Origin of the sequence: Algoriphagus lacus, assembly GCF_003583985.1 — a bacterium.
In the GTDB taxonomy this organism is placed as follows: domain Bacteria; phylum Bacteroidota; class Bacteroidia; order Cytophagales; family Cyclobacteriaceae; genus Algoriphagus; species Algoriphagus lacus.
The window spans coordinates 149,119-161,823 of record NZ_QXML01000009.1; the positions used below are offsets into that span (position 1 = coordinate 149,119).

Here is a 12,705-nt window from a genome sequence, read left to right on the forward strand (position 1 = left end):
AGCAGTGAATTGGTATTAGTGGTTGATAGTCCGGGATTCTTGGGGGCTAGTTAGATTACCCTGTGAACAGGTGAAGTACCTTTTCCCTGTTCCTGTAGTATCTGTGAGTAGGATGTTTTCTCCTCATTCTAATATTTCCACCCTGTACAAGGCGTAGCAGCTGGTTTTATCCTGTATTCATTCGGTTGGAGTCAAATCCTTTTACGCTTGCTTCGGAGTAGAATTGGAAATTTTCAGGTTAGTCTCATAGCTCCGATTTAGTCAATGTTCCCCTTTGGTTTCTACCAACAGCTGAATGAATTCGTAGGCCTTGTTGGGTCCATGGAATTGGTTTTAGCGGTGGGGTGTTTGTGTATTGTTTTCTGGCAGTTTTCTGCAGGACTGAGTGTCAGGATTTTTGAAAAGATTGTTCTTTTTTGTGAGGTAGGATAGTTCCCGTATTCTTTATCCGTCTTTCAGGCAAAGCCAAGGAGCACTTTATTTCCCTTTTGTGCTTGAAATACAAGCAGGCTCTTGGGGTTCAGGTAGTTGTTTAGATTGGATTGGAATTGACTACAGGGATAGTCCAATGGGTTTTTGGCGATGTAATTTTCTCAAAGACGCTTTTGATTTATCCTATTACGACGGAGTTCTTTGGCGTAAGCGGGTAGAGGGGTAAGAAGAATTTCCTGACTGCTATTCTGACGCTGGGTAAAAGGATTACCAAGGTTCAACTCGGAAAGGGCTTTGCCTTGAAAATCAAATGCCCAAAAGCTCAATTCAAATAACCCGTGGAATTGCAAGTAGTGATTCTCGAAAGGGATGAAGTTTTTTTCAATTGGGGATCCAAGTGGACTCTTTACTTAGCTGTGTCAGTTTGGTTGAATCGATCTTCCTAGAAGCAATTAGATCTTTTCGAATAAGTGGCCATGCGAAAATGGTTCTGTTCCATTTTGTCTGAGCGTTCATTATTGCCGGATAAATCTGTTTAAAGCATCACAGCCAACCAGTTAACCGGATACAGGCTCTCCAAAAGGCCATTCCGACAGACTAAGACCTGCCGAAAAATCCTGTCGGTAATCGCGTTTATTTTCCCTAGAGAAACTTCTATCACCAACGGCATTTAGAATCCTTTCCGAACAGTATATATTTTTCATAAATGCCCATACCTGCTATTTCCCATACCTTTAAGCCAATACTGTTATACTGATTTAATTTGATCGGATTGGATCAAGGTTTTTATAAGTTTAAAGTAAAAAATATCCATGTAATTTAATCAGCCATGGGATCAATTAAATAGAAAAAAATTTTATATAATTGTGTTCTTTTAATATTATTTTATTTTTTTTAGACATGTGTCTAATTCATTTAATTTATTTGCTTTTTATAATTTCACTATTCTTGTTCGTCTATGGACAATTTTGCCCGATTTATTAATATATAATATATTATTAAAACTACAACTATTTAAAAATGAGCGTTTTACATCAGGAGTATTTTTTGAATAAATAGGAAAACAGAAAGTTAAATTCAAGTTCTTCTCAATTAAAACCAATATCCCATGTTCAAGAATCATATAAAAGTTTCAATAAGAGGCCTTATAAAAAAAAGACAACAAACGACAGTAAATTTCATCGGATTGATTACTTCGATTGTTAGTTTTCTTATTATTTCACTGTTTATCTATCATGAGCTTTCATTTAATTCGAATTTCTCTGGATATGAAAACATCTATCGGATCAACCAGGATTTTTCTCCTGGAGAAGAAAAGCTTTTCTGGGCCACTACTCCTTCAGCCTTGCTTCCCAATGTGCAGGCCAGTATTAAAGATCTGGAAAATGGAACTATCGTTTTTGATATAAGTCAGTTTTCCACCTTATTGATTGACGGTGGTCAGGGAAATCAAGAAGAAAAGCGATTTGCTTTCGCAGATACAAGTTTTTTTAAGGTTTTTGATTTAGAGTTTATAGCTGGAGCTCAGGAGAAAGTACTTGCAGATCCTGATAACCTTGTTTTAACCGAGTCCACAGCAAAAAAATACTTTGAAACACCCCAAAAGGCAATAGGTAAAACGTTAAAAATCAATAATAGTAAAGAGTTTAAAGTGGCTGGGGTTATCGAGGACTTTCCTTCAAATTCAACTTTGAATTTTGATTTTATTGGATCTTTCCTTTCCCAGCCTCATGGAAAGGATCCTTCTTGGTCAAATAGCAATTACCATACGTATTTGAAGCTGAATAAGGATGCTGACCCGGGGGCTACTGAAAATTCAATCAATAAATGGATCGCCGATCAATTTGGGGAAGACTTAAAATCAAGTGGGACCTCCATATATTTCACTTTGGCCAATTTGAGGGATATACATTTTGATACTACCAGAGAAATGTATGGAACCGTACCAACACTCGATATCCGATATCTCAAACTCCTGGCATTTGTTGCGGTATTAATGATTTTGGTCGGCTGTGCCAATTTTATAAATCTTTCGACAGCGGAGTCAACTGAAAGATCCAAAGAGATCGGTTTGAGAAAAATTGTGGGATCAAGTCGTTTTCAATTGTTTTCACAATATTTTATCGAATCCATGATTTTGACCGGGTTATGTATTTTTCTGGCTCTGGTAGTCATTCAATTAATCTCTGGTGTTTTAGAGGATTTCTTAGGTTTAAATTTGGATTTTACTACCATTTATACCCTTCAGGGTATTCTTTTTATTCTGGTTTTGTTTTTCTCGGTCAGTTTTTTAGCTGGATTCTATCCTGCAGTTTTTCTTTCTGGGATCAGACCTTTGAAAAACATCAGCTTACAAAAAACAAATACAAAATCTTACTTCAGGAAAGGGTTGGTTGTTTTTCAATTTTTTGTATCTATTTCTTTGGTTTTATCCACATTTATCGTGGAAAGTCAGCTTTCATTTCTTCAGGAAGCCAATCTGGGATTTGATAGGGAGCAATTAGTGGTTCTTCCGATTAATTACAAGATTCAAGAGCAAGTGAATTCATTTGGTTCTGAAATAAAGAGGAAAGATCTGGTTGCTAGCGTATCAAAAGCAAGTAATTCTCCAGTTCATGTAAAATCCCAATATACAATGAGTCTTACACCGGAATCCAGCCAGTCTATTCCTGTGACAGGATATTTAGGGGACCATGAGTTAATAAAGACTTTGGGCATAGTGCTTTTGTCTGGACAAGGACTCCATGAGTCTGATTTAAAGAGAAGCCAAACACCCGAAGATGGAGAGTTTCCAGTATTGATTAATCAGAAGGCTGCTGAGGCCTTGGGCTGGTCGGAAGACGCCGCTTTGAATAAACGCTTTTACTTTGACGGAAGCTTGGTTTATGTCAAAGGTGTAATGGAAGATTTTAATTTTAACTCTCTCCATAAAGAGGTCGGCCCACTGGTGATATACCTCGAACCGGATTATTCCACAGTTCTTTTACTTAGATTATCGGGTAGTAGTGTTTCAGAAAATTTGTCGGCTCTTAAATTAGCCTGGAATGAATTAATTCCGGATCGTCCTTTTTCCTATGAATTTGCGGATCAACAATATCAATTGTTTTATTCCACTGAAGAAAAACTTTCCAAAATCTTCTCCCTGTTTTCATTAGTGTCATTGGTTGTTTCAGGTTTGGGGCTCTTGGGACTAGTTTCGTACTTTGCCAACCAAAAAAGTAAGGAGATCAGTGTTAGGAGAGTCCTTGGAGCTGGTTTTCTGGATATCTTAAAATTTCTGACGCGGGATTTTGTTATTCTATTAGTTGTTTCTACCGGTTTGGCTATTCTTTTTGGTAATTGGTTCTCAAAAGTATGGTTGGGAAGTTTTGCTTATCACGTTGATCTATCGTTTTTGATTTATGCGTTTGCGGTACTTTCAGTTTTGGGCATCTCTTTGCTGATTGTCTCATTTAGGACATGGAAAATATTTGTTACAAACCCAGTTGAAACCTTACAAAAATGATTTTTCTAAAGTTTCTTGGGAGGTCCCTTGGATAAATTCCTGTTGGGATGTTGATTTTGTAAAGCAATCAGCTCTTGTCAGGGGTTTATACCTATTGGGGATAGTTTTAAAGTTTAATGTATTTGATATTTGACCGGCATTTGCTTCAAGAATCAAGCGAGTTTAATAAGACTTATTATGGAGAGGTTTAAATTATCATTCGGATTATCTGATTCAAAGCCTAACGAAAGCCTGCTTTTATCCAAAACTGGATAGCAAAGCTTAAAAACGACAAGCAACTGCTTATCGATGCGGCATCCAAGGCGCAAAAGGCCGTGGACTACATCCTCAATGTCTGTCCATTTTAGGAAAAGGGGGAAACCCCTTTTTTGGTCGTTTTGGAATTAAAATTTTGATTTTTTGTCGGTTTGAGATTTCTTAGGACAAAAGCTTTTTCCATGAACAATTCAATCCCTATTCGTACCAGACATCTTTTTCAGGAACTGGATGAACTTTTGATCCATAAGCTTAAATCACTTCCTAATGAGCAATGGAATGCTCCAACCTTGGCAGGAAGCTGGACAGTCAAGCAGATAGCAGCTCATCTTCTGGATGGGAATCTCAGAGCAATTTCAATGCTTAGAGACGGGTACTTTGGACAAGTCCCAGGCCAAATATCTTCTTATCAAGACCTGGTATCGTATCTAAACGGACTGAATGCTGACTGGATTTTAGCTACCAATCGCCTTAGTCCTCAAGTATTGGTTGACCTGCTTGAAACCTCCGGCAAAGAATACCGAAACCTTCTCAGAAGATTAAAGCCATTTGAAAAAGCCTTGTTCAGCGTGGCATGGGCAGGGGAGGAGGAGTCCTTAAATTGGTTTCATGTTGCAAGGGAGTACACCGAAAAATGGCATCATACCCAACAGATTTTCCTAGCCACAGATCCCGATGACCATTCGCTTTTTAGCAAGCGTTTCTTCCTGCCCTATTTGGAAACTTCGCTGAGGGCACTTCCATATCATTATCGATCTATTGAAAGTCCCAAGGGCGCCTTAGTGAAAATCATTATCACCGGACAATTTTATCATACCTGGTGGATGAAGCGTATTGATTCGGAATGGCGACTGATTCCTTTTTCCAAACTTGAGCCATCAGCTCAACTTACAATTTCCGACAAAATAGCCTGGAGGATTTTTACTAAAGGGATTCCCTTTGAAATGGCAGTCCAGGAAGTTGAGGTAAAGGGGGATCAGAAGTTGGCTTTTCACTTATTAAAATTGCTGGCTGTTATGGCCTAGATCAAAAAATGTATTGTTCTGAATAGGAATTTCTATTCTGCCTGAAAGCCGAACTTCGTAGTGATGTTTAGGGATTTGTAGGGATGGTGTTAGTCCATTTTTAACCAACCAATGCAAATGTAGGGATGAATTAAAAATTGCATTTTGTTTGATATCTTCTGCCATTTCTTTTTCTAATCTCATGAAACAAGTTATCCGAATTGCTTTTTGGAGCTTAATCTGTTTTGCTCTGATTTTTCCATCTACAGGCTTTTCCCAAAACTTAACCAAAGGTGGGTTTAGTATGGGTAGCTATGAAATTTTGAATGCCAAAGGAAAGGCATTGATGAAAAACCTTCGTGCAGTGGAGTTACTGAATGAAGGGAAGCACATTATTGGTGTGAAGGAGGATTTTAGCTTTGAACTTTTTGACGTTCAAACAGGAGAAAAAATCGCCCAGGAAGGTGGGCTAAAGGCTCCTCTTTTCTTATGCCAAGGCAATCCTTTTTTGATTTTGATTCAGGATAGCAACTACTATGTGTTCGACTTTAACCTAAAAAAGATCACGGAAAATGGATACCGTGAAATCAAGGATCCTCAGGGTAAAAGAACCAGTCTGTTAGTGAAGGACGAAAACTCCAATTGGGGAATAATCAACCTAGACGGAACAGAACAAATCCCCCCTCAATACCTCAGCCTCGACTACGGTGGAGGAGAATTGAATGGCATATTATATCCCGTAGCCCATCTTTTTAGGGCCACTGCCAAAAATTCTGAATCATTTTATATCAATCTGTCCAATGAAGTGGATATCGCAGCTACTGCCAACTCCTGCTGCTACAGTATGGGTGAACAGCAGGTGGTAGGAAAAAGGCTTATGCTTTTAGAACATTCCGAAAAGATCAGAGGGATTGAAAAAACACTTTTGGGAACTACCTACAATTCAACGAATCGGGAAAATAACAATCCCGCAGAAGCATTCAAGTGGCTTTATCAAGGTTGGCAAGAAGCGCCTGAATCGCAATATGCACTGGTGAAACTGACCGAATTTCTTCGAAGCAACCCTGAATTTCTTCAAGCCCAGGAGGGCTTGAACCTGAGTAGTCTCTATCGACTGGCGGGAAAACAATCCCCATCCTACATTTTGGAACTTGCTGAATATTTCCGTTGGGAAAACCAACCCGACAGTGCTAAATTTTATTACGAGGAGGTGGTGAAAATTACCTCTGAAACCAATTATTCCCGTGTAGGAGCCCATATAGAGCTGGCAAAAATCGCCTTTCGGGAAGGAAATAAGACTCTCGCCGCCCAGCATCTGAATGCTGCTAAAAAAGCAGCTTCAGCAAATCAAAGTCCCCTGCCTGAATACAAACTGGAAGAGCTGTCCACCATGAATCTGCCTACAAATCTGAAGTATGGTCAGGTAATTCTCTATAAGGGTGAAAAATTTATGGTTTTACATGGAACTCCAAAGGGTGTGGAATTAAGCAATGGCACTTATCTGCCTTTGACTGAAACTGATTTTAAGGTCCTGAATGAAAGTGCGGATCAATTTATGACTTCTTGCTACGCCTGTGCAGGTTCGGGGAAAGTTACCAAGACATTCAAAATGACTCCAATTACCGTTTACTCTAAACCTGAATTGGTTTCAGGCTCCAAGGTTTCCGGGGATTACATCAAAACAACCAGCTATACTACACCTTCCTCTTATGAGGGACAGGAGACATGTTCAGTCTGCTATGGCAAAAAAGTGGTCCTGAAAAAGTGACCTTCTTTTGAAGAAAGTGAGACCGCATGTTCCGATTGTTTCGAACTGACTTTGGTAGGGAAGTAAGGAATTATCTTAAGTGGATTGAAGCTTAGGAAACCGCGGTAATTGTTACTGAATGGTTGATGGAAGTATATCTTTCAAGAATTTTTCCAGTTGGCTTTCAAAAGTGGGAGTGTCCTTATTAGTGATAATTGCAAATAGGGAAGGACAAAATGATGGGGTTGCCAATCCTATGCAGTAGTAATTAGGTTTTGAACTCTCCAAAAGTGTGAGAAATGGTACCTAATTGGACCTCATGGAAATATTATGGATTTGGTTATTTCAATTGGATAGCGTCAAATTCCAAATCAAAAAACTCTTAATACAACGTGATGAAACTTCATTTCTGTTCCCTGTTTTAAATTTCATTCAAATTACCCTGTATCGAGTATTTCCTCTCTTGGTTTTTTCTTTCCTTGGCCTTACCATTATCTCTTACAACAATGTGCCGTTGGAATATCCATCAGGATACTTGGATATAAGGTTTTCTTGATTCCGATCCTTCTTTGGTTGTACTGGCAAGAACAAAGGGGAATAAAACTTCCCTTTTGTTACCAAATTTCTTAATAATGGGGAAAAAATCTTGAGTAACAATTCAATTGTGTTTATTATATAAAGTTGTGACAGTAGAAGAATTTAATATCGACAAAGGACTTTATGTTTTCGAGTTTGAAGGCTTTGAGACTGAATTTCATAGCCACCCGGCAATTGAAGTTGTTATTGCAAAAAATGGCGACTTTTCTCTTTGGACAGACACTGAAACTCATGAAAATTTGAAATTTGCGGTTGTATCGGCAAATCAGCGACACAAGCTTTCTTCAACAAATTGTGCACTCAAAATCATAATGATTGAACACCACAATAGACTTGTTATTGACCATTTGAAACTTGCTGATATTGATTTAAGTAACGGATATTTCATTCAATCCGAACCTTACAATGAAGCAATTCAAATTGATAATTTGGTCCAAATCATAAGGAGCGGAAAAGAATTGACAGAATACGATTTCCGTATTTCAAAGGCAATTGAATACCTAGACCAAAATGACTTGGAGTATGACTCAATGATAAAAACACTTCGAGCTGTTACAAAACTTTCTGAAAGTAGACTTTCACATCTTTTCAAATCAAATATTGGCATATCCCTGAAAAAATACCTTATCTGGTCTAGGTTAAAGTCAACTATTAAAAATCATTTAGACAGCGAAGAGGGCTTGTTTTCAGCTTTGATAAAAAGCGGATTTTATGACCAACCACATTTTAGCAAGAGCTTTAAAAGTATGTTAGGAGTTAAGCCTTCGAGAGCATACAATAGCAGAAGCTTACAAGTTTTGTCCAAATCGGGTCTATAGCTTTGGAGACATTTATCCCTTAATAAATCAGAGATATGTCAGACACCATTAGAACAATAACCAAAGCAGACTTGGACCAGCTCAAAATCGTAATTGAATCAAGTGGACTTTTTCCGGCAGAACTTCTTGACGGAATGGTCGCGGATTATTTTTCAAACTCTGAATCAGAAGATATCTGGTTAACCAAACTTGACGACAATCGACCTATTGCAATTGTTTACTGTGCCCCCGAAAGATTAACTGATGGCACGTTTAATCTTTACCTGATTGCTGTTCACAAAGACTTTCAGGCCAAAGGAATTGGCGGCCAACTCATGGAATATGTGGAAAAGTTACTTCAATCAAAGGGTAAACGCATTTTGTTAGTCGAGACTTCCGGATTGTCAGAATTTGAACTGACAAGAAAGTTTTATGACAAATGCGGTTACACTCGAGAAGCTTTAATTCGTGACTTCTACCGGGACGGTGAAGACAAGTTTGTGTTTTGGAAGAAACTTAGTTAAGACCTTGGCGGGATAGGCGAGTCTTTCGAAAAAATTAGAATAAAGCAGCCACCAAAATAGAGTTTAGCTGATATCGTTGGGTTATTGTGAACCTTGTAATATATTCTAAATCACCCACCTGGTTCCTTCCATATTCTCTAACAATTCTTCTTCTCTAGTGGATTATATGAGCTTCTAGGACAATACCATTTCCGCTTTGAGACAGCAGCTTGATCGAAGTTTGGCATCCTTGGAAAGTATTCAATCAAAAAAACCAACGGATTATATTTCCATTTGAGGCATTGAGAGTAGCTAAAGCCCTTCATACCATTAGCAATGACATCTAAAAATGCTTCAATCCCAAAAAATTAGAAGGGATGATTGCCTTAGTTTAATCAGGTACTCTAAAGCTGCACGTTTTACTTTTTCTATTCAGAATCTGATGTTTGAGGAAAGAAAAAGTAGCTACTTAAAATTGGATGTTTTTGGGGTTTCGCTGAAGAAAAGTCACTTATCACGTTTTTATTTTTAACACACATCTTAAAATGTCCAGTTTTTTAATTTAAAAACTGGACATTTCTATATCTTTTTAAACAACAATAGTTTACGAAAATCACTGATTACGAGGCGCTTGGGATGGATCGACTTCCCAAAGGGCATGTATTCACCTATACTGATTTTATAGGAGAGGTGAAAAACAGGGTGCGGTCATCAAAGCATTAAATAGAATGGGATTATGAGGAAAGATCAATAAGCTTTCCAGAGGCAGATACTATTAGCCGGGAAAAACAACTTTTGGAGAATTGGCACCTCCCCAATATCAGGTTGTCAAAGATTTGTTGGAAGAAGACGGAAAGGTTATTGGATATCGGACACGATATAGTATCTATACCAAACTTGGATTGTCAACCCAGATTGGAAATTTGATTCAGATCGGGAAGAATGAGGTGAGACCCGAATTCAAAAGAGGTAAGTATAAGATTTCATTCTTTGCCAGCGCAAAGGCATAAATTCCCAGCTCATTACCTTCCCCGCCTCAACTCCTGTATCCCCCTCCATGTGATTTCGATCGCTTAATTAATTGCTCAGGATTTTTTCGGATACATTCTTGCCGCAACTGGCTAAATGTCTTATGATCCCTTGGGAATTGGATAGACTTTATTTTTAAACCCTTTTGGGAAAGAACCCAAACCTGGTCCAGTGCTCTTTCAAGGTGGCCTTCCTTTAAATCCCTGATTGAACTTTGAATTTCACCACGAATGATTCTGCCCTCATAGATCTTGGGGCTAAATTTTCCTTTCAATCCCAAATCACTCTTCAGTTCTTTAATTCTTGCCCTTACCCGTGCATCCAACTGTTCAAGCTCCACTAGGAGATTGCCGACCTCATCATCTGTAAGTTTCATTTTGTTGATTTAATTAACAATAAGATGTTAATAAATCTAACAGAATAGATTTGTCATCAATGGGGAGTCAGTACAATACTTTGACAGGACAAGTCATTTTTTTAAACTTCTTCATTCTTGACAATCCTCCCGGTTCGATACTCCATCACAATCCTCCTTACTTCACCATTCAAACTGGCTTCAAGGGTGATTTCTGGACCCACCTGTTGCTTCAGTAAGATCGAGGATTGGCATCCGGGACAAGTAGATTTACCAAAAAAGTCCAAGGTATCGTAGGCCCATTGTTTACATGTGCTGAAGTCAAAACCGGATACTCCGTTTTCCGTCACATCCAGGAAGAAGTCAACATCAAAATAGTAGACTCCGATCCTAGGTGATTCGGGTGCTAGGCAATCCCAACGGATTCGCCCTTTGAAGTCATAGGATATGGCCTGAGTATAATTTTTTCCATTTTTGGAAATGATCCCTGAGTGCTCCATCAAAAAGGAACCTTTCCAAGGGCGCACGGACATCAAGTTCATTCCTAGACATTAAGTCGTGAACTTTACCCAGTTCATAAGAATCCAGGTTTAGTGCTGCTATGGTACGGATAATAGTATCCGCTTTAGGAGACAAAGGCTGCGTGTATAGTTCGAATACCAACTGATTGAGGACTTGGAAGGTGCCAACCTGAGGTTTGGTGATAGGCTTGATAAAGGTTTGAGATCCTGCAGGAATAAATAAGTGATCCCTGATCAGGGATAGGTCCGGCCGGAAAATACCCAACCAAAATTCCTTTCCCAATCCTCCATAAAGCAGGGTATTGCCTTTGGGATCAAGGGTGAAAAAGCCCAGGTATTCAGGCTTAGCCATCGGGATTTGAGCTTCATATATTGTCCAGAGGCCGTCTAATGTACGGCTCTGCGGATCACTATTTCTTGGGGCTTCCGGGGGGCTACAGGAAAAAAACAGGAGTAAGCCCACAAAATAAAAGCGTGAATTTTTCATAAAAAGTCATTCTATTGAAGATAAATCACCTAACCGCAATTAAAATACCCAATACAGGGGATTTTTTCTTCAACTAAAATCCCTTTCTTAGCATTACGAAGCTTTAAATGATCAGTAAGAGTAAGCGGGAGAGGTGGCAAAGGATTACTAATCTTGGATTCTCCACTGAATGATCGCCTTCTCCTGGAGAGCCTGTCCCGAATAGCGTAGCGGATCGGGAAGAGGGTGGGGTGAGGTTCACAAGCTGGCTCCCGCTGCTCCCGCAAAGTATTTACTGGAAGTAGCTATTGCTGGCAAAATTCGGGGTAGGATAAGAGGCCAATTATAAATTGGCAAGGATATGAGGCTGGGATTGCAAATCCCACCCAGTCCCGTAGATGATTTGATTACACCCAGACAGGAGCTGGTCTTTTTGGATGATAGAAACAGGGCGATCAATGAGGATGCTTTCTTAAAAGCTGTGAAATGGCATTTTGCAGAGGCTGGGCCAAATGGCGGATGTGCTGATAATATTCCGAGACTTGCCATATATGTCCGGAAGCTAAAAGCGGGTAGATGGTGGGAAGGATAAATGGGATACTTTTCATAAAACCTCCCTTCTTCATCACTTATCCCCCAAAAAATACCCCAATTGATGCTATAAAATACCCACTAGTGGGTGTTTTATTCTCCTTTATAAATCCCTTTCTTCGCACAACGAAACTTTTGATAATCAGCCATTATGATCGAGAGAAGTGCCAAAGGATTACAAATTTTGGATTCTCCATTGAATGATCGCCCTCTCCTGGAGAGCCTGTCCCGAATAGCGGATCGGGAAGAGGGAGGGGTGAGGTCTATAAGTAGGTTCGGCTGCTCACGAAAAGCATTGGCAGAAAGTAGTTATTGCTGGCAGCATGCGGGGTAGGATAGGAGACTATTTGAAATTTGTAAGGTTACTTGGTGAGATTGCAAATTCCATCCGGTCCCAAGGGTGATTTGACCACACTCAGTAAGGCTGCTCGTCCCAACTGTAAGGAAAAAAACCGAGATCTACACGCATGTTTCGACTAAATCATTGCAGAATATAAAATCCTCATTTGATGACTTATGAAAAAATAACCGCCACAAAATTTAGCCATTTATGGCGCTTAGCGACCCAAAAAAGAATACTAAGCGCCAGTTTGTGGCGCTAATAAGCAATACAATTAAACTCTAAAGATGTTAAATAATATAATATATAAAATACTATTTACCATAGTAGTTATCATAATATCAAATTCCTCATTATTTGCTCAAATATTAAAAACAATCTCAAAGTTTGACTCTTTAAGTAATCTTACCTACAAAATGTCAATCATAGAGAAAGACCCGTTTAGTGACAAACTATACAATGATACTTTAAAGGCCTATTTTGATATTTCCAATAGTAAAGAATTGTTTAAAGTAGAAGGGAATCAAATTTTAGAAGTCTATGATGGACGCAAGTTGATTCAT

10 protein-coding genes and 1 pseudogene are annotated in these 12,705 nt (G+C 38.9%); 7 read left to right on the forward strand and 4 right to left on the reverse strand.

The window, feature by feature from the left end; translation table 11 throughout:
- Nucleotides 1-838: 838 nt before the first annotated feature.
- A pseudogene (locus D0X99_RS20820) lies at nucleotides 839-969 on the reverse strand (IS256 family transposase); the annotation flags it as partial.
- A gap of 571 nt (nucleotides 970-1,540) precedes the next feature.
- Here D0X99_RS20820 and D0X99_RS16790 point away from each other — a divergent pair.
- The 6 genes from D0X99_RS16790 (at nucleotide 1,541) to D0X99_RS16820 (ending at nucleotide 9,850) form a co-directional block, all read left to right on the forward strand.
- A complete protein-coding gene (locus tag D0X99_RS16790) occupies nucleotides 1,541-3,937 on the forward strand; it encodes an ABC transporter permease (protein ID WP_119479013.1) in 2,397 nt (798 codons plus the stop codon).
- Between the two features lie 437 nt (nucleotides 3,938-4,374).
- Nucleotides 4,375-5,217, forward strand: a complete 843-nt coding sequence (locus D0X99_RS16795) for a maleylpyruvate isomerase N-terminal domain-containing protein (protein ID WP_119479014.1) — start codon at nucleotides 4,375-4,377, stop codon at nucleotides 5,215-5,217.
- A 181-nt stretch (nucleotides 5,218-5,398) separates the two neighbouring features.
- A complete protein-coding gene (locus D0X99_RS16800; RefSeq protein ID WP_119479015.1) occupies nucleotides 5,399-6,964 on the forward strand; it encodes a tetratricopeptide repeat protein in 1,566 nt (521 codons plus the stop codon).
- Between the two features lie 662 nt (nucleotides 6,965-7,626).
- Entirely contained in the window at nucleotides 7,627-8,358 is a 732-nt protein-coding gene (locus D0X99_RS16810) for an AraC family transcriptional regulator (protein WP_119479017.1), read from the forward strand.
- A gap of 35 nt (nucleotides 8,359-8,393) precedes the next feature.
- The gene (locus D0X99_RS16815) at nucleotides 8,394-8,861 is read left to right on the forward strand and encodes a GNAT family N-acetyltransferase (RefSeq protein WP_119479018.1); all 468 of its coding nucleotides are present in this window, start codon (nucleotides 8,394-8,396) and stop codon (nucleotides 8,859-8,861) included.
- A 782-nt stretch (nucleotides 8,862-9,643) separates the two neighbouring features.
- On the forward strand, nucleotides 9,644-9,850 hold the full coding sequence (locus D0X99_RS16820; protein ID WP_119479019.1) for a hypothetical protein: 207 nt from the start codon (nucleotides 9,644-9,646) through the stop codon (nucleotides 9,848-9,850).
- 26 nt (nucleotides 9,851-9,876) lie between these two features.
- On the opposite strand, the gene D0X99_RS16825 is transcribed toward D0X99_RS16820, so the two are convergent.
- The 3 genes from D0X99_RS16825 to D0X99_RS16835 form a co-directional block, all read right to left on the reverse strand.
- A complete protein-coding gene (locus tag D0X99_RS16825; protein ID WP_119479020.1) occupies nucleotides 9,877-10,245 on the reverse strand; it encodes a hypothetical protein in 369 nt (122 codons plus the stop codon).
- A gap of 101 nt (nucleotides 10,246-10,346) precedes the next feature.
- Nucleotides 10,347-10,724, reverse strand: coding sequence for a hypothetical protein (locus D0X99_RS16830; RefSeq protein WP_119479021.1), 378 nt, complete (start codon nucleotides 10,722-10,724; stop codon nucleotides 10,347-10,349).
- Nucleotides 10,663-11,232 carry a hypothetical protein gene (locus tag D0X99_RS16835; protein ID WP_119479022.1) on the reverse strand — a complete coding sequence of 190 codons (570 nt, stop codon included), beginning with the start codon at nucleotides 11,230-11,232 and terminating at the stop codon, nucleotides 10,663-10,665. Before D0X99_RS16835 ends, D0X99_RS16830 begins: the two co-directional genes overlap by 62 nt.
- A gap of 340 nt (nucleotides 11,233-11,572) precedes the next feature.
- On the opposite strand from D0X99_RS16835, the gene D0X99_RS16840 reads away from it, so the two are divergent.
- Nucleotides 11,573-11,803, forward strand: coding sequence for a hypothetical protein (locus D0X99_RS16840; RefSeq protein ID WP_119479023.1), 231 nt, complete (start codon nucleotides 11,573-11,575; stop codon nucleotides 11,801-11,803).
- Nucleotides 11,804-12,705: the final 902 nt, after the last annotated feature.

Excerpts from the sequence above, each read along its gene's own strand:
- D0X99_RS16790 (WP_119479013.1), top strand. The coding sequence starts at position 1,541 with ATGTTCAAGAATCATATAAAAGTTTCAATAAGAGGCCTTATAAAAAAA.
- D0X99_RS16795 (WP_119479014.1), top strand. The coding sequence starts at position 4,375 with ATGAACAATTCAATCCCTATTCGTACCAGACATCTTTTTCAGGAACTG.
- D0X99_RS16800 (WP_119479015.1), top strand. The coding sequence starts at position 5,399 with ATGAAACAAGTTATCCGAATTGCTTTTTGGAGCTTAATCTGTTTTGCT.
- D0X99_RS16815 (WP_119479018.1), top strand. The coding sequence starts at position 8,394 with ATGTCAGACACCATTAGAACAATAACCAAAGCAGACTTGGACCAGCTC.
- D0X99_RS16825 (WP_119479020.1), bottom strand. The coding sequence starts at position 10,245 with ATGAAACTTACAGATGATGAGGTCGGCAATCTCCTAGTGGAGCTTGAA.
- D0X99_RS16830 (WP_119479021.1), bottom strand. The coding sequence starts at position 10,724 with ATGGAGCACTCAGGGATCATTTCCAAAAATGGAAAAAATTATACTCAG.
- D0X99_RS16835 (WP_119479022.1), bottom strand. The coding sequence starts at position 11,232 with ATGAAAAATTCACGCTTTTATTTTGTGGGCTTACTCCTGTTTTTTTCC.
- D0X99_RS16840 (WP_119479023.1), top strand. The coding sequence starts at position 11,573 with ATGAGGCTGGGATTGCAAATCCCACCCAGTCCCGTAGATGATTTGATT.